Annotated in this window: 18 protein-coding genes; 12 read left to right on the plus strand and 6 right to left on the minus strand. The window is 42.1% G+C overall.

All coding sequences use genetic code 11. The features are described 5' to 3' along the window. Nucleotides 1-17 precede the first annotated feature (17 nt). Nucleotides 18-1,052, plus strand: a complete 1,035-nt coding sequence (ftcD, locus tag I5M19_RS13965) for a glutamate formimidoyltransferase (protein ID WP_200066978.1) — start codon at nt 18-20, stop codon at nt 1,050-1,052. Between the two features lie 46 nt (nt 1,053-1,098). Further along, the gene (locus I5M19_RS13970; RefSeq protein WP_200066979.1) at nt 1,099-1,662 is read left to right on the plus strand and encodes a DUF4142 domain-containing protein; all 564 of its coding nucleotides are present in this window, start codon (nt 1,099-1,101) and stop codon (nt 1,660-1,662) included. 33 nt (nt 1,663-1,695) lie between these two features. On the opposite strand, the gene I5M19_RS13975 is transcribed toward I5M19_RS13970, so the two are convergent. The 3 genes from I5M19_RS13975 to I5M19_RS13985 all read right to left on the minus strand — a co-directional run bounded on the left by I5M19_RS13975 (nt 1,696) and on the right by I5M19_RS13985 (nt 6,333). After that, entirely contained in the window at nt 1,696-3,615 is a 1,920-nt protein-coding gene (locus tag I5M19_RS13975; RefSeq protein WP_200066980.1) for a glucosamine-6-phosphate deaminase, read from the minus strand. A 204-nt stretch (nt 3,616-3,819) separates the two neighbouring features. Then, entirely contained in the window at nt 3,820-4,986 is a 1,167-nt protein-coding gene (locus I5M19_RS13980) for a trans-sulfuration enzyme family protein (protein WP_200066981.1), read from the minus strand. A 3-nt stretch (nt 4,987-4,989) separates the two neighbouring features. Continuing rightward, nucleotides 4,990-6,333 (minus strand): APC family permease, encoded by a 1,344-nt coding sequence (locus I5M19_RS13985; protein WP_200066982.1) that lies wholly within the window; start codon nt 6,331-6,333, stop codon nt 4,990-4,992. Between the two features lie 112 nt (nt 6,334-6,445). Between I5M19_RS13985 and I5M19_RS13990 the strand changes: the two genes are divergently transcribed. The 5 genes from I5M19_RS13990 (at nt 6,446) to I5M19_RS14010 (ending at nt 10,688) form a co-directional block, all read left to right on the plus strand. Beyond that, nucleotides 6,446-7,096, plus strand: a complete 651-nt coding sequence (locus I5M19_RS13990; protein WP_200066983.1) for a hypothetical protein — start codon at nt 6,446-6,448, stop codon at nt 7,094-7,096. 102 nt (nt 7,097-7,198) lie between these two features. After that, nucleotides 7,199-9,091 carry a DNA topoisomerase IV subunit B gene (locus tag I5M19_RS13995; protein WP_200066984.1) on the plus strand — a complete coding sequence of 631 codons (1,893 nt, stop codon included), beginning with the start codon at nt 7,199-7,201 and terminating at the stop codon, nt 9,089-9,091. Between the two features lie 2 nt (nt 9,092-9,093). Then, the gene (locus I5M19_RS14000; RefSeq protein WP_200066985.1) at nt 9,094-9,492 is read left to right on the plus strand and encodes a hypothetical protein; all 399 of its coding nucleotides are present in this window, start codon (nt 9,094-9,096) and stop codon (nt 9,490-9,492) included. 42 nt (nt 9,493-9,534) lie between these two features. Continuing rightward, entirely contained in the window at nt 9,535-10,029 is a 495-nt protein-coding gene (locus I5M19_RS14005; RefSeq protein WP_200066986.1) for a cytidine deaminase, read from the plus strand. Continuing rightward, nucleotides 10,026-10,688, plus strand: a complete 663-nt coding sequence (locus tag I5M19_RS14010; protein WP_200066987.1) for a GDSL-type esterase/lipase family protein — start codon at nt 10,026-10,028, stop codon at nt 10,686-10,688. Before I5M19_RS14005 ends, I5M19_RS14010 begins: the two co-directional genes overlap by 4 nt. A 56-nt stretch (nt 10,689-10,744) precedes the next feature. Here the strand turns inward: I5M19_RS14010 and I5M19_RS14015 are convergent, their stop codons facing one another. Continuing rightward, nucleotides 10,745-11,173, minus strand: coding sequence for a nuclear transport factor 2 family protein (locus I5M19_RS14015; RefSeq protein ID WP_200066988.1), 429 nt, complete (start codon nt 11,171-11,173; stop codon nt 10,745-10,747). A 136-nt stretch (nt 11,174-11,309) separates the two neighbouring features. Here I5M19_RS14015 and I5M19_RS14020 point away from each other — a divergent pair, with 136 nt between their 5' ends. After that, nucleotides 11,310-11,822, plus strand: a complete 513-nt coding sequence (locus I5M19_RS14020; RefSeq protein WP_200066989.1) for a YdeI/OmpD-associated family protein — start codon at nt 11,310-11,312, stop codon at nt 11,820-11,822. 102 nt (nt 11,823-11,924) lie between these two features. Beyond that, on the plus strand, nt 11,925-14,675 hold the full coding sequence (locus I5M19_RS14025) for a DNA gyrase/topoisomerase IV subunit A (protein WP_200066990.1): 2,751 nt from the start codon (nt 11,925-11,927) through the stop codon (nt 14,673-14,675). 43 nt (nt 14,676-14,718) lie between these two features. On the opposite strand, the gene I5M19_RS14030 is transcribed toward I5M19_RS14025, so the two are convergent. Both I5M19_RS14030 and acs read right to left on the minus strand, forming a co-directional pair. After that, complete coding sequence (locus tag I5M19_RS14030) at nt 14,719-14,904, minus strand: CsbD family protein (protein ID WP_200066991.1); 186 nt, start codon at nt 14,902-14,904, stop codon at nt 14,719-14,721. Between the two features lie 103 nt (nt 14,905-15,007). After that, nucleotides 15,008-16,909 (minus strand): acetate--CoA ligase, encoded by a 1,902-nt coding sequence (acs, locus tag I5M19_RS14035; RefSeq protein WP_200066992.1) that lies wholly within the window; start codon nt 16,907-16,909, stop codon nt 15,008-15,010. A 161-nt stretch (nt 16,910-17,070) separates the two neighbouring features. Here acs and rpmB point away from each other — a divergent pair, with 161 nt between their 5' ends. The 3 genes from rpmB (at nt 17,071) to I5M19_RS14050 (ending at nt 17,809) form a co-directional block, all read left to right on the plus strand. Then, nucleotides 17,071-17,304: a 50S ribosomal protein L28 gene (gene rpmB / locus I5M19_RS14040; RefSeq protein ID WP_200066993.1), complete on the plus strand. Its 234-nt coding sequence runs from the start codon at nt 17,071-17,073 to the stop codon at nt 17,302-17,304. Between the two features lie 78 nt (nt 17,305-17,382). After that, nucleotides 17,383-17,565, plus strand: a complete 183-nt coding sequence (rpmG, locus tag I5M19_RS14045; RefSeq protein WP_121246452.1) for a 50S ribosomal protein L33 — start codon at nt 17,383-17,385, stop codon at nt 17,563-17,565. Between the two features lie 70 nt (nt 17,566-17,635). Next, a complete protein-coding gene (locus I5M19_RS14050) occupies nt 17,636-17,809 on the plus strand; it encodes a DUF4295 domain-containing protein (protein ID WP_200066994.1) in 174 nt (57 codons plus the stop codon). The last annotated feature ends 112 nt before the right edge of the window (nt 17,810-17,921 follow it).

A 17,921-nucleotide genomic window follows, 5' to 3' on the forward strand; every position in this document is an offset into this window, starting at 1 on the left:
GCTTTAATAGGATAGCAATGACGAATAAATTGCAAATAATTGAATGCGTACCTAATTTTAGTGAAGGTGTAGATACTGCTGTTATTAAACAGATAGCAGCCGAAATAAGATCTGTAAAAGGAGTGATGCTGTTGAATGTTGACCCGGGTAAGGCTACCAACCGAACAGTAATGACTTTTGCCGGATCTCCGGAGGCTGTTGTAGACGCGGCCTTTTTAGCGATCAGAAAGGCGGGGGAGTTGATTGATATGAGCAGGCAAAAGGGTGAGCATCCGCGTATGGGGTCAACAGATGTGTGTCCGCTTATTCCGGTAAGTAATATCAGTATGCAGGAAGTAGTAGTTTACGCGGATGAACTTGCTAAACGCGTAGGGGGACTGGGTATTCCGGTTTATTTGTATGAGCATTCGCAGCCGGATAAAAAGCGGAATAACCTATCAGTGATCAGAGCGGGTGAGTATGAAGGCTTTTTTGATAAGATAAAACAACCCGGTTGGGCGCCTGATTATGGTCCGGCAGAATTTGATGCCAAACGGGGGGCCACGGTAATAGGCGCACGCGATTTTTTAATAGCCTATAATGTTAACTTAAATACGCGTTCGGTACCGGCGGCAAGCGCTATTGCTGCTGAGGTAAGGGAGTCAGGAAGAATGCTGCGCACAAAGGATGGCTCTGCAAAGATTGTGCATGGCTCATTGAAATATGTTAAAGCCATAGGGTGGTATATCGAAGAGTACGGTCATGCTCAGGTATCTATGAATTTAACCAATATTATAGAAACTCCCATTCATATTGTTTTTGAGGAGATTTGTAAAAAGGCGCAGCAACGCGGGTTAAAAGTTACGGGCAGCGAGTTGATAGGGCTTATTCCATTAGATGCGATGCTGAACGCCGGACGTTATTTTTCGACCCGGCAAAACGGCAATACCGGGTTGAGCGAAACGGAACTGATAGCTGTTGCCGTACGTGCCATGGGTTTGGATGAATTAGTGCCTTTTGATGCCGGAAAACGTATTATGGAATATGTTTTAAGTGCTAATATGCCCTTATAATGGCATAGTTATTGGGCAAAACTGGATTGGATTTAAACCTGAAAACATGAAAAACATATTATACACCGCACTTTTAACTGTTATGTTTATAACCATAGTATCGTGTAATAGTAATTCCAGCTCAGCAGATGATACTGCTATTATTGATACCAATAAAAATGCGCTTAGTTCTCCTGAAATGAAAGGAGATGCCAATTTTGTAGTGGAGGCTTCCAATGGTAGTATGCTTGAGGTTGCTTTGGGCATGTTGGCTCAAAAAAGAGCATCATCAAATAAAGTAAAGGAATTTGGCAAAACGATGATAGCCGATCATACCAGATCAGGCGCGGAACTTAGGGCTTTTGCAAAATCTAATAATATTGACCTGCCTACTGTTTTGGGTCAGGATCTTCAAAAGGATTACAACGACCTTTCAAAAGAAAATGGAGATGATTTTGACAGAGCATACATAGCGTTTATGATAAAAGATCATACCCAGGACATAGAGGAGTTTAAAAAAGAAGCGGAAAGCGGTAATGACGAACAGTTAAAAGCCTTTGCCAGCGCGCATGTGCCGGTGTTGGAAGAGCATTTGCAAATGGCAAAAAATACGGAGACAGCAATAAAATAAAAAAAGAAGGGTGCAATTGGCACCCGTCTTTTTTTAAAACCTGTATCTTACAAAAGCCTCCATGGCAGCATATTCGGCCATACCAAGTTTATCATAATTCAGTGCAGTTTCGCGGTTACGATCCTCGGCCCGGACCCAGAACTCCCGTTCATCATCACCGGGGAACACCGGGCGGTCCTTTTGAGACTGATGCTTAAAGATAGCGTTGCGCTTGCGCAACACCTCAGCCGGAGAAAGCGGCACGGCCATCTCGATCTCATGAGTAGCAAACTCATGCCATGCCCCGCGGTAAAGCCACAGCCAGCAATCCTTCACCCAGTCCTCGGATTCCTTCAGGCGGTTCAGCGCCGCCAGGATAATGTTAAAACACACCAGGTGCGTCCCGTTCGGATCCGCGAAATCACCCGCGGCAAACACCTGATGAGGCCTCACCCTCTGCAGCAGCTCCATGGTGATGGCGATATCCTCCTCGCCCACCGTATTTTTTTTAGTTTTTCCCGTTTCATAAAAAGGCAAAGCCTGGAAATGAATATTACTGTCCGGTACCCCCGCATAGCGGGCACCCGCAATAGCCTCCGTCTTACGGATAAAACCCTTCACATCCCTGATCTCGCGGGTATCGATCTGGTTAGGCAGCTTCGCCTCAATAAAAGTACGCATGTCCTCATAGATCCCCCTCAGCTTAGCCGTATCCTCCCCCACGCTTTCCTTAAAGTCAATAGCGAACTCCACATAACGTAATACATCATCATCCCATACAGCCGTGTTCCCCGAGGTCTGGTAAGCTACATGCACCTCATGCCCCTGATCAACCAGGCGGATAAACGTACCCCCCATAGAGATCACATCATCATCCGGATGCGGAGAGAAGACGATAGACCGCTTGCGTGCCGGTTCGGCCCTTTCCGGACGCTGACTGTCATCGGCCCCCGGCTTACCCCCCGGCCAGCCCGTAATGGTATGCTGCACCTGGTTAAAGATATCGATATTGATCTGGTAGACCGGGCCCTTCTCCACGGCCAGCTGGGCCATGCCATGACTGTTGTAATCCTCCTCGGTCAGCTTCAGGATAGGCTTGCCCACCGTACACGAAAGCCAGATCACCGCTTTTTTAATTAACATATTATCCCACACACAATCCTTCACCAGCCATGGAGTATCAAAACGGGTCAGCTCAGAAGCCGCCCCCTCATCCAGCACAAACTCCACATGATCCGAAAGCTGCAGGTAAGTAGCCGGCACCTCCCCGGAGAGTTCCCCTTCCACCGCCTTGCGGATGATCGGCGCCTTTTTACGGCTCCAGGCCATCAGGATGATCTCGCGGGCCTTAAAGATGGTACCGATACCCATGGTGATAGCCTTGACCGGCACATTCTGCTTGCCGCCGAAATCGCGGGAAGCATCCCTGCGGGTCAGGTCATCCAGGGTCACCAGCCGGGTACCCGAGTTAGGCGCCGAGCCCGGTTCATTGAACCCGATGTGCCCGGTACGTCCTATCCCCAGGAGCTGCAGGTCCAGTCCGCCCAGCTCCTCGATCTGTTTCTCATAAGCCAGGCAAAAGGGAGCCACGGCATCCGGAGCAAGGGTACCGTCAGGGATATGGATGTTAGCCCTGCTGATATCAATATGCGCGAACAGATGCTCATTCATGAAAGTAACATAGCTTTGAGCCGCTTCCGGCAGCATGGGATAATATTCATCCAGGTTAAAGGTGATCACATTAGCAAAGGACAGACCTTCCTCCCGGTGCAGGCGTACCAGTTCGGCATAAACCTGGATGGGGGTAACCCCGGTAGCCAGCCCTAAAACAGCAGGCTTACCCAAAGCCTGTTTCTCCCTGATCAGCTTTGCTATCCTTGCGGCCACGGCCAGCGAGGCGCTGCGCTGATCGGGATACACCGTTACCGGCAGCTTCTCATATCTTGTCGATTCCAGTAAGTTTAATCTCGCCATAATATAATTTGGTTAAGTATAATTTTTTAATGAATAAAGGGCAAAAAAAATCCCCACCGAAGCGAGGATTTATAAACCAATTAACTATAAAGTTTAAATTCCCCGTATGGAGAAAGGAGTAAGCTGTTTTGAATGATGTTACTGCTATCATCAGTACAAACTTAGTAAAGTATTTTTGGAAATAAAAATACTTTTTAAAATATTTTAAAAAGATATATTATTGAAGCCCCTGTTTAAATCGTCGGTCAGATAATCGGGGGCTTCTAATCCTACATACATTCTTATCAACTGATGTCGCAAATTATCAGCGTCATATTCGTTTACAGGGATACCAGCTATTGATGGAATGATCAAACTTTCATGCCCTCCCCAGGATACCGCCATTAAAATATGCTGTAACCCATTGCAAAAGGTCTCTATTTTTTCCAGAGAAGAATCTTTTAAGGTAAAACTAAACAAGCCGCCACAGCCCTGCATCTGTTTTTTTGCCAGTTCGGCTTGTTTAAAATCTTCGTCAAAGGGCCATAGAATTTTATCTACCTGTAGCTGTAATTTAAGCCATGCAATAACTTTGGCGGTTGTTTCAAAACTTCGCTGCAGGCGCAATGGCAGGGTACGCAAGCCTCTGATAAGCAACCAGGCAGAATGAGGGGAAAGCGATGCTCCTGTGTTCATGAACTCATGTTCGAATATGCGTTTAATCAACGCTTTACAACCTGTAACTACACCCGCCACCACATCGGAATGGCCACCTATATATTTGGTAGCAGACTGCGCCACCAGATCTATCCCCATTTTAATGGGTTTTTGGTAAAGCGGCGTGCAATAGCTGTTATCCGCCATGGTAATAATGCCACGTGCTTTGGCGATGGCCGCGATAGCTTCCATATCCTGCAGATCGTAACTGAAAGTGTTCGGGCTTTCCAGGTAAATAAGCTTAGTAGCCGGATTAATGGCATTTTGAATCTCCTGCACACTGGTTCCATTTACAAATGTGGTGGCGATACCAAACTTACTAAGGAAGTTGTTAAACAGTTTTATTGTCCAACTGTAGGGGTTCTCCACGGATACCACATGATCGCCTTGTTTTAACAGTGCCAGAATGGGAATGGTAATAGCGGCAATACCGCTGCTAAAAACCAAAGCATCCTCGGCGCCATCAAGAGCGGCGAGTTTCTGCCTTAGAATATTTAATGTGGGATTTTGCCCGCGCGAATATAAGTTAGCCTTAAATTCGTCGGCTAATGCTTCCCGGAATTCATTTACAGTTTTAAAGGTAAAGTTGCTGCTTTGAATAATAGGAGGCGAAACCGCGTTATAGTAATTTTCACGTTCCTCGCCAAGTTCATTTAATATGTAGGATATGTCCATTTTTTAATTATCTGGAAGAATTGGTTTCCGTTTGCGTACGCCTACATAATAAATAATTAAACCTAAAGCATAGGCAGCCAGGCAAAGCAATGCGGCATATGGATTCTCTTTAAAAGTGATGAATATATTTATGGTAACAAACCAGTAAGACAGTATAAATATCAGAGGTATTACCGGGAACCATTTAATAGTATATATATCACGGGTGTCTAAATCCCTGGTTTTTTTTCGCAGGATAAAGATAGAAACAGCAGCCAGGGATAATCCTATGGTATCAAAAAACATCACATATTTTAACATCTCGCTAAAAGAATTTACAAAGAATAATATTACAAGTGCAGCTGCTACAAAAAAGGTCATGCCAAATTCCTGCACCTGTGTTTTACTGTTCACTTTTTTAAATATGGGGGGTAATATGCCATCTTCTGCCATGGCATAGTATACTCTGGGGTTGGCCAGAATATTAACATTAACATAAGCTAATACCGATACAAACATCAGTATTGATGTTATTTTATATCCTGTTGCACCAAATATAACGCCCGCCATTTTGGCGGCCAAAGTATGTGTTTGCTGCAGGCCACCTATGCCCATTACGTAATAATACGCATAGTTTATGGCCATATATAAAGAAATGATAACCACCATGCCAAAGAAAATAGCTTTCGGAATATTATTTTTTGCATTGATGATATCCCCGCCGAAGTTGATGGTTTGCTGGTAGCCGCCGTAAGTGAAAAAAACAGCCACCAGGCTTAGTCCAAACGCAGTTATGGCACTGCCTGCATGAGGTACTGCAGGGATTGCCGCCGATGCCGATGCATCAGTTTTAAACACAGCGGTACATAACAATACGATCATGGCAGCTTTAAAAATAGTAAGCACGTTTTGTGCACGGGCGCTCAGTTTTATACCTAAAAAATTGATGAAGTACAGAATAAGCACCGTTACTATTGTGGTAATTTTGGTTCCGGTGCTGTTTTGATAGTTATGCGGAAGTAAAATTGGGTTAATATATTCAGCGCCAAGGAGGGCTACAGCAGCAACTGATGCCGCGTTACTGATAACCAGCACCCAATTGATCATGAAGGCAAAAGCCGGATGAAAACAGTACGAGAAAACTTTATAGAAACCACCCGTTGTAGGATAGCGTGCGCCAATTTCGGCGAAAGTTAAGGCGCCGCATATGGTAACTATACCTCCGAATATCCATGCTCCGAAAAATATCCACTCGTTGCCGGCTTTTACAGCAACATCACTTGGAGTGCCAAATATGCCCATGCCTATTACCAGGCTGATCACGATCATACTTAGATCGAAGCGGCTAAGCCGGGGTTTTATTGTCATTTATTATCTAATTGTTTATTTTTTAAATCTATATTATAATTTTATTTTTTGTATATGCGTTAAATCATTTAAATTCGTTTTGTTATTTATCTGCCTTTTTAACTATTCTATTGTGAAGCAAATTAAGAAATTATTACTTATTGGGATATTCTTGTTTTGCATATTGCCTTCTATTGCTCAGGACAAACAACCAAATACGTTAAAAAACCATGATATCGGGCAATCTTGGAGTGCGTCGCTTAAAAAATTTAAAAAGAAAGCTGCCGCTGCTAACATTATATTCACCTTTCCTAAAGGGTTTAAAGAGATTAAAGCTCCTGATAACGAAGATTTTTCTTTTGACTACGCCATGGAACTGCCCGGTAAGGATTTTGAGATATGGTTTTTGGTGAAATCGCAAAAGGAAAATTGGGCAAGTTACCAGCGAACGCTTAATGATAAAAATACAAGACTTGCCAATCCGGATTCACTTTATCTGGGTTTAGGCACTGCCAATGCTATTGCTTTTACCGGTGGCAGAGATTACTTTACCCGTAGTATTCCGCAGCGTGTTGCAGCCCGTTATAATGCAGATGCCGGGAAATCTTATCTGCTTACTTTACTTGATATGCCTATTACAAAGCATTATAAATACGCTTTGCTTATTACTCTTCAAAAAGACCATATGGGCACAATACTGGCTGTTTGTTTCTCCAACGAAAAAGGCCCGGAATTTTTTAACAATATGAATAAGGCAAGTAATTGCATAAAATTTGAACCCTGAGCACGGGAATGTTAATAAGTTAACACATTTAAATATTGATTTAAATGGCGGAACTTTATTTTTACATTTTATTATTACCCCTTTATAACATTAAAACTAAACATGGCAGAAGTAAATTATAATGATGACAGTATACGTTCGCTTGATTGGAAAGAACACATCCGGTTGCGGCCGGGGATGTATATTGGCAAATTAGGAGATGGCTCGGCGTATGATGATGGCGTTTATGTTTTACTGAAAGAGATAGTTGATAACTCCATAGACGAGTTTGTGATGGGTGCCGGTAAAACCATTGAAATAAACATGAGCGAACATAAGGTAGCTATACGTGATTACGGGCGGGGCATACCTTTGGGTAAGGTAATAGATTGCGTATCAAAAATAAATACCGGTGGTAAGTACGATAGCAAAGCTTTCCAGAAATCAGTAGGATTGAATGGTGTTGGTACAAAGGCGGTAAACGCGCTTTCCAATACATTTACTGTACAAAGCTACCGCGATGGACGTACAAAGATAGCCGAATTCCAGAAAGGTGAACTGGTAAGGGATGAACCCGAAAAGGAAACTTCGCAACGTAATGGAACAGCTATCAATTTTATACCTGATGATACCATTTTTAAGCATTATCGTTTTATTCCGGAGTTTGTAGAAAACATGATATGGAATTATGTTTTCCTGAACTCAGGCCTTACCATAAACTTTAACGGCACCAAATTTTTATCTGAACGCGGTCTTTACGACCTGCTGGTGCGTAACACTGATGCCGAAAACCTGCGTTACCCGATCATCCATCTAAAAGGAGATGATATTGAGGTTGCTATGGCGCATGGCCAGCAATACGGCGAGGAATATTACTCGTTTGTTAACGGACAGCACACCACACAGGGTGGAACTCATCAGGCGGCGTTCCGCGAAGCAGTTGTAAAAACTATCCGCGAGTTTTATAAAAAAGAGTTTGACGCGGCCGATATCAGGGCTTCCATTGTGGCAGCAATTGCCATAAAGGTACAGGAGCCGGTTTTTGAATCGCAGACCAAAACCAAATTAGGTTCGCAAAACGTTGGGCCGGAAGGGCCTTCCGTTCGTGCTTTCGTGAATGATTTTTTAAAGAAAGAACTGGACGATTATCTGCACAAAAACCCTGTAGTTGCCGACGCCTTACTAAAACGCATACTGCAATCAGAAAGGGAGCGGAAGGATATTGCAGGCATAAAAAAACTGGCTAATGACAGGGCCAAAAAAGCATCGTTACATAACCGCAAGCTGCGCGACTGCAAACTGCACTTTGATGATAACCACGAACGCAGACAAGATACTACGCTTTTTATTACTGAGGGAGATTCGGCCAGCGGCTCAATAACCAAATCGCGCGATGTGCAAACTCAGGCAGTATTTAGCTTAAAAGGTAAGCCGTTGAATTGCTTTGGATTAACAAAAAAAGTGGTGTATGAGAATGAGGAGTTTAACTTACTGCAACACGCGCTGAACATTGAGGATGGCATTGATAGCCTGCGATATAATAATATTGTGATAGCTACCGATGCTGATGTGGATGGTATGCACATTCGCTTGCTTTTAATGACCTTCTTCCTGCAGTTTTTTCCGGATCTGGTGAAGGCCGGGCACGTGTATATTTTACAAACCCCGCTATTCAGGGTGCGCAATAAAAAGGAAACCATTTATTGTTACAGCGACGAAGAGCGACGCAATGCTATAGCCAAACTGGGTAGCAAACCCGAAATAACCCGCTTTAAAGGATTAGGAGAAATATCGCCGGATGAATTCGGATTGTTTATAGGGGAGAATATTCGTCTTGATCCGGTTATATTAAAGGATGCGAATGTTAAAAATTTGCTGGAATATTTTATGGGTAAAAACACACCGGCCCGCCAGCAACATATTGTAAATAACCTGAGGATAGAGAAGGACGACGAAAGCGTAAACCCTTTGTTAACCGAAAAGGGCGAAACCGTTGAATTACCTGTAGCTGTATAATCATGAAGATATTTAATATAAAAACAGGACTGGTCATGATTGCATGTTTTGCACTCGGGTGCCATAATGCGACCGAAAGTGATGTGTCTGATAATGATTCGTTGCAGAACAGCCAGCAACAGGCTTTGATGGATGCAGGGAAGACACAAGCCAACTTAAAGCAAAAGCTATCCGGTATATGGACGGACGGAAACACGCAAAATGCGAGTTTCAATTTCAAAGGAGATTCTGTTTTGTATGTCGAGGATCGCAAGAATTATAAATATGCTTTAACGAATGATTCAATAACCATTTATTATCCGGATTATACTTACCGCGCTAAACTTGCTTTTGTTAATGATACCATGCTGATGATATCACAGGGAGCAGATACTGCTAAATTTTGGAAATTTAACAATTAACCCTTATCTTGTTTCCCCTTCTTTTTCAGAGGGGCTTAAATAATGATAAAACACGAGATAAAAATAGCCTTTAAAGAATATAACGCAGTTGAAGAATTAGACCAGGCAGATAGCGCTTTATGCAGCGAGGCAATAAGGGCTTTAAAAAACTCCCATTCGCCTTATTCAAAGTTCAGGGTAGGCGCGGCCATGCGCTTGCATAGCGGTAAAATTATATATGGCAGTAACCAGGAGAATGTAGCTTACCCGTCGGGCCTTTGCGCAGAGCGGGTTGCTTTGTTCCACTGGGGAGCCAACCATCCTGATGATCCTATTGAAAGTATGGCCATAACGGCGCAAACGGATGATTTCTCGATATTGAAACCTGTGACGCCATGTGGCTCCTGTCTGCAGGTATTGGCGGAATATGAAAAGATGCAGGATAAGAAAATTAAAATAATTTTATATTGCCAGAACGGGCCGGTATGGGTTATTGACGGGGTTGACAGCCTGCTGCCATTTTTATTTTTTGAAGAACGATTAACATTACCATCATGAAATTAAAGTTACTGGTATTTCTTATTATAGCATTAAGTGGTGTTACTACCGCCCGTGCACAGCAAGGTTTTCCGTTTGATAACGAGATCCAAGCATTTAAGCACCAGGATAGTTTAAATTTTCCGCCTAAAAACGGAATATTATTTATAGGCAGTTCCTCTATCCGTAAATGGACGGATTTGGAGCAACGGTTTAGCAATGAGCCTATTATACGGCGTGGTGTAGGTGGATGCACTATAGAGCAGGTGGTTAATTACTATACACCATACATCATGTTCCCTTATCATCCCCGTAAAATATTTATATATGCAGGTGAAAATGATATCGCCGCAGGCAAAACAGGCAAGTTTACCGCAAGCGAGTTTTATAAGCTATGGACCATGATAAGGCAAAAGCTGCCCTACGTCGAAATATATTTTATGGCTATAAAGCCGAGTCCAAGCCGTGCAGAATACTTTACCGAAGTAAAAATAGCTAACGCGTTGATAAAGGATTTTTTAAAAACCAAAAAGAAAGGACATTATCTGGATGTGGCCACCCCTATACTAAACCCTGTTACACATCAGCCGGATAAGTCTTTGTTTTTAGAAGATATGCTGCACCTTAACAGTACGGGGTATGACAAATGGCAGAAAGTTTTGCAACCCTATGTAAAATAAAGAAGCCTCTTTTTACAGAGGCCCCTTTCACACTAAACTAACACTAAACTATAAACTTACTTAAACACACTGTACACATTGGTGATTTTCCAGCCGTTGCCGGTATTGGCAACAGTTAAATAATTACTGCGTACAAAATTTTCGAATTTCATATCAACCCTGATAAGTGCAAGATCGGCGTTACTTTCAACGATACGGGTGCTGGTAGTACAAGCCTGTTCAACATTTCCTGTCTTTTTAAGATAGTTCAACATCTCTTTTTTGTTGAAGCTAAGCATGTTTTTTCCGCGCAGCATGCTGAATTTTACTGATCTGTCCAACACTTCGTCAAGTCCGCTTAATTTACCGCGGGTCATGGCATCTACATACGTATTAATGGCGTAATTTTTTGTAAGGTTTTCACCTTCTGTTTTGGTTCCGGCATTAACAGTTCCGCAGGTTATGAGTAAGGCCAGGCCAAGGATGATTGATTTTAAGTTTTTCATGATATTGGTATTGATGTTTTTATTAAAGTACACTGATAAGATGCTGCAATGTGGGTTTGTGTTACACGGAAATGTGTTAAAATTGGTCATTTAACAAACATTTAACATATAATGCAGCAATGCCATATATTTGAACATGGTTGAATTTAATACCATTATACTGCAATTTGCTGAACAAGGAGAAAAGACCGGGTGGACCTACATTGAGATACCTGCCGATATTGCGCAGCAGTTAAAACCGGATAATAAAAAATCATTCAGGGTGAAGGGATATCTGGATGATTTTCCGGTTAAAGGCATGGCCCTTATGCCAATGGGTGATGGGAATTTTATTATGGCCCTGCGGCAGGAGATACGTAAAGGCATCAGGAAAAACAAAGGTGCTATGCTTCGTGTAAGGATAGAACATGACAAGCACTTTAAGGTGGAAGTTCCGGATGACCTGCAGGAGTGTTTCGACTTTGACGCAGAAGCATATGCTTATTATAATAGCCTTGCACCATCACATCAGGTTTATTTTATTAAATGGATAAATAGTGCCAAAACGGCTGAAACACGTGCCAGGCGTGTGGTGAGCACCATTAACGCTATGTCGCGCAGGATGGATTACGCCATGATGATACGGGAGCTAAAGAAACTCAGGGGATAAACTTCTTAGTTATATCATGGAATGTTAACATTTAATTTTTAATCAAATCAGCAGTTGTTTACATTATATTTATCTTTACCAATCCCAAATTTTTAGCTAAGCATGAGTGAAGAGACTGAGCAAAATAATACATCAGAAAATAACGAAGAAAAGAAACTTAATAAGGTAACACCACTTGGCGGACTATATGAGAATTGGTTTTTAGATTATGCCTCGTATGTAATACTTGACCGCGCAGTTCCGCATATCAATGACGGTCTGAAGCCTGTTCAGCGACGCATACTGCACTCTTTAAAAGAGATGGATGACGGCCGTTTTAATAAGGCGGCTAACGTTATTGGTAACACCATGAAATATCATCCGCATGGTGATGCATCAATTGGTGATGCCATGGTGCAAATAGGCCAGAAAGATCTGCTGATAGATTGCCAGGGCAACTGGGGCGATCCGGTTACCGGTGACTCTGCCGCAGCGCCGAGATATATAGAAGCACGGCTCTCTAAATTTGCGCTGGATGTAGTTTTTAACCCCGATACCACCGAATGGCAGGCAAGTTATGATGGCCGTAACCGGGAGCCGATAACCCTGCCGGTTAAGTTTCCGTTACTGCTTGCACAGGGAGCCGAAGGTATAGCTGTGGGTTTGGCCACCAAAATATTACCGCATAATTTTGTTGAACTGATTGATGCATCTATATTAGTTTTAAAGGGTGAACGCCCCAACCTGCTACCCGATTTTTCCACCGGGGGCATGGCTGACGCATCTGCGTATAACGAGGGTCAGCGTGGCGGACGTATAAGGGTTAGGGCAAAAATAGTTGAACGCGATAAAAAGACGCTGGTCATAACTGAAATACCCTTTACTACAACTACCGGCAGTTTAATTGATAGCGTAATAGCTGCCAATGATAAGGGCAAGATCAAGATTAAAAAGATTGAAGATAATACCGCTCAGGATGTAGAGATCGTTGTGCATCTGGCACCGGGCATATCGCCTGATGTTACCATTGACGCCCTTTACGCTTTTACCTCCTGCGAGGTATCGATATCGCCCAATACCTGCGTTATCCAGGACGACAGGCCGCGTTTTATGAGCGTGAATGATATGCTGACGGAGAGCACCCACAAAACGCGTGAGCTTTTAAAGCAGGAACTTGAAATTAAATTAAAGGAGCTGATGGAGAAAATATTTTTCAGCTCGTTGCTGAAAATATTTATCCAGGAAGGGATGTATAAGCATCCGGATTATGAAAGTTCATCGGATTTTGACAATGTGGTTGCTGTATTGAATCGCTTGTTTGAGCCGTTCTTCCCGCAGTTTTACCGCGAGATTTTGCCCGAAGATTATAAAAAGCTTATTGATAAGCCAATGAGCAGTATTACCCGTTTTGATGTTAAAAAAACGGACGAGCAGATCAAAAATCTGGAACAGGAAATTAAACAGGTAAAGCATCACCTTAAACACCTTACCGATTACACTATTGCCTGGTTCGAAAAACTAAAGGAAAAGTACGGTAAAGGCCGCGAACGTAAAACAGAGTTGCGCACTTTTGACAGAGTAGAGGCCGCACAGGTGGCTTTAAATAATGCTAAGCTATATGTTAACCGGGAGGATGGTTTTGTAGGAACTGGCTTAAAGAAAGATGAATTTGTATGCGATTGTTCGGATATTGATGATATTATTGTTTTTAGAGCGGATGGTAAATTCAGCGTTACCAAGGTGCAGGACAAGGTTTTTGTAGGTAAGGACATATTGCATGTAGCGGTGTTTAAAAAGAATGACGAACGTACCGTTTATAACATGATCTACAAAGACGGGCAAAGCGGTGTAAGTTACATTAAAAGATTTTCGGTTACGGGGGTTACCCGCGATAAGGAATACGACCTTACAAAAGGCAGTAAGGGTTCAAAAGTATTATACTTTACCGCCAACCCTAACGGCGAGGCCGAGGTGGTAAATGTGCAGCTTAAACCTCATTCTAAACTTAAAAAGCTGCAGTTTGATGAAGACTTTGCCTCGCTTGCTATAAAAGGACGTAACTCCATAGGTAATATGGTTACCAAGTATCCTGTAAAAAAAGTAGTGCTGAAAAGTAAAGGAGTATCTACTTTGGCCGGGCGTAAAATTTGGTATGATGATATTTTAAAGCGCCTTAATGCAGATGGCAGGGGTAAATATTTAGGCGAGTTTGATGGGGAGGATCGTATATTAAATGTACTGAGTACGGGCCTGTATGAGCTAAGTAATTTTGATCTCAATAATCATTTTGATGATAAGCTTTTACTTATAGAAAAATATGATGCGGATAAAGTATTCGCAGCTGTGCATTATGATGGTAAATCAAAAAACTACATGATCAAACGGTTTACCTTTGATAATACTGTACTTGGAAAACAAACCAGCATCATTAGCGAAGAAAGCGGATCTAAACTGATCATTTTATCCGGAGCGGCACAGCCTATGGTAAAGGTGGAACAGTTAAAAGGCAAAACCCAGATACCTGAAGTTGTGGAATTGAATTTGGCTGACCTGATTGATGTAAAGGGAATGAAAGCCATGGGCAACCGTTTATCGGTTCATCAAATAAAAAGTGTGGAGCTTATTGCCGAACACGATGATGAGAGTGATGTACCCGATCCTGCTCCTGATTCTGTAGAGGAAACTGAGATCATCATTACTTCGGAATCAAAAAAGCAAAAAGATATTGAACCGGAAACTAAACCGGACATACAGGATGAAGAGGTAAAGCCTAAGCAAGCGGAGCCTCCCCCTACGGTAAAAAAGATCGATCTTGAAATTACTAATCCGGATGATATAGATATGGATGATAAGGGGCAGTTAGGATTATTTTAGACAAATAAAAAAAGGGAGCTTTAAGCTCCCTTTTTACTAAATTTTATAGGCTGTTTATCCACGAAACTAATTCGTCTCTGGTTTTGCCTGTTTTTTTCTGAAGTTTACCCAACATTTCGTCGTCTTTACCTTCAGCTCTTGTTAAATCATCGTCGGTTATGTCGCCGTAGCTTTGTTTGATTTTACCTTTTATTTCGTTCCAGCTACCTTTTAATTCTAATTTGTCCATAATGTTTTCTATTTAGATGTTGTATATAGATAACATGCTAAACAGAAAAAAGTTTGGTTCTATGTAATAAAAAACAACTATTAGTTAATGATTGACCCTGAAATCATAGGGCTCCCGCTTTAATTTCATCAACCACCCCCGGATCAAGTAATGTAGAAGTATCCCCCAGGTTACTGGTATCGCCTTCGGCTATTTTACGTAAAATACGGCGCATAATTTTACCGGAACGTGTTTTAGGCAATCCGCTTACAAACTGGATCTTATCAGGCTTAGCAATAGGCCCGATAATTCGCGATACGGTCATCAATATATCCTTACGTGTCAGTTCAGGCTCATGCTCCTGGTCTGGGCATATCACAAATGCATATACTCCTTGTCCTTTTATATCATGCGGATAACCAACTACTGCTGATTCAACCACGCTGCTGTGCATATTTATAGCGTTTTCCACTTCGGCAGTTCCAATGCGGTGTCCGGACACGTTCAGCACATCATCTACACGGCCGGTGATGCGGTAATATCCGTCCTCGTCACGCAGACAACCATCGCCCGTAAAATACAGGTTAGGGTATGCCGCAAAATAAGTAGTGCGGCAACGTTCATGGTCGCCGTAGGTAGTACGCAGCATGCCCGGCCATGGAAAGCGGATGCATAAATTCCCGCTTACACCATTACCCTTTACCTCTTTGCCATTCTCATCGACCAATATGGGTTGTATGCCCGGCAATGGCAATGTAGCGTATCCGGGTTTGGTAGGGGTTACACCCGCTATAGGCGATATCATGAATCCGCCGGTTTCAGTTTGCCACCAGGTATCAACTATAGGGCAATTGCCGTGGCCAATTTTTTCATCAAACCAATGCCATGCCTCTTCGTTAATTGGCTCGCCTACTGACCCCAGTTTTTTTAATGAACTCAGATCCTTTCCCTTTAATGCCTCGTCGCCAAAGCTCATTAAGGATCTAATGGCAGTAGGGGCTGTGTATAAAATATTTACCTTAAATTTTTCTACAATATCCCAAAATCGGCTGCTATTTGGCCAGGTAGGTATACCTTCAAATAATACACTTGTGGCTCCTTGCGATAAAGGTCCGTACGCGATATAGGAGTGACCGGTTATCCAGCCGATATCCGCGGTACAAAAATAAACCTCGCCCGGCTCATACTGAAAGGCATTGCTAAAGGTATAACCGGTATAAACCATATAGCCGCCACAGGTATGTACCACGCCTTTGGGTTTACCTGTTGAGCCCGAAGTGTACAGGATAAAAAGCATATCCTCAGCATCCATTTCTTCGGCCGGGCACTCCGTATTTCCCTGGGTCTCTACCTTTTTTATTTCATCTTCCCACCACACATCGCGCCCTTTAAGCATAGATACAGGGGTGCGGGTACGCGTTAATACCACCACCTTTTCAACTGACGGACATTGAACCAGCGCATCATCAATAATTGATTTCAGGTCGATCACTTTATTTCCCCGGAAACCACCATCAGCAGTAATTACGATATTGCAATCGGCATCTTTAATTCTGTCGGCTATGGATTGCGCCGAAAAACCGCCAAATACAACGGAGTGCACGGCGCCTATACGTGCACAGGCTAACACCGCTATTTCCAGTTCGGGCACCATTGGCATATATATACATATGCGGTCGCCTTTTTTAGCGCCGTTGTTTTTTAACACATTGGCAAACTGGCAAACCTTATTATATAGCTGGCGATAGGTTAAAATGCGATGGTGCTCGGTAGGGTCGTTAGGTTCCCATATAATAGCCGGCGTATCACCATTTTTTTCGAGGTGCCGGTCAAGGCAATTCTCGGTAATATTAAGCTTGGCTCCTTTAAACCATTTTATATTAGGTTCAACAAAGTTCCATTCTACTACCTTGTCCCATTTTTTCTTCCATAAAAAATTGTTAGCAATTTCATCCCAAAATTTTTCTGGCTGTTCAACGCTTTTGCGGTATACCTGCTGGTATTCTTCAAATGATTTAACTTGCATAATAGGTTATGTATGGTCGTGTAAATTACAATTTTACGTTGAAGAATGTAAGTAAAAAAGTTTTTTGAAAATAATTGAAAACACTGTTGTCTTTTTCACTTAAAAACCTGATATTTGCAAACTCTTTTTAGGAAAAGGGCAAGAATTAAAAAATATTTGTCATGTCAAGAATTTGTGATTTAACAGGAAAAGGCTACATGAATGGTAATAACGTTTCTAACTCAAACGCTAAAACCAAACGTAAATTTTATCCAAACTTGAAGCTTAAAAGGTTTTATATCCCTGAAGAAGATAAATGGATAACTTTAAAAGTATCTACTTCTGCTGTTAAAACTATCAGCAAAAACGGTATAACAGCCTGCATCAACAAGTTTGTAAAAAAAGGATATATATAACAGGTTGTAGTTTGTAGATTATAAGTTGCAATAATGTCGCTAATAATTTACAACTCATAACTTTCAACACATAAAAAGATGGCTAAGAAAGGTAACAGAGTTCAGGTAATTTTAGAATGTACAGAGCATAAAACAAGTGGTATGCCCGGTATGTCTCGTTATATTACCACCAAGAACAAAAAGAATACAACTGAAAGACTGGAGATGAAAAAATTCAATCCGGTTTTAAGAAAAGTAACTTTACACAAAGAGATTAAATAATTTGGTTGAGCGTTATTTGTAAGGCGGCATTGCTTGTATAATAACACTCAATTATTAAAATAATAAAGAAATGGCAAAGAAAGTAGTTGCAACGCTGAAAGTAGCAGGAGCAGGCAAAGAGTTTTCAAAAGTTATTACCATGCGTAAATCACCTAAAACAGGTGCTTACTCATTCAAAGAGCAAATCGTACCTAACGAATTTGTTAAGGATGTGATTGATGGTAAACCACTTCCGCTGGTTTAATAATTTTTGACCGAAATATAAAAGCCGTCTTGTTTTTAACGAGAGGGCTTTTTTTGTTAAACAACAGGATGTACATGAGCCCGCACTTATGGCATCTTAACCTGAAAATCAT

The sequence above is a fragment of the Mucilaginibacter segetis genome, from assembly GCF_016522075.1.
Taxonomy (GTDB): Bacteria; Bacteroidota; Bacteroidia; order Sphingobacteriales; family Sphingobacteriaceae; genus Mucilaginibacter; species Mucilaginibacter segetis.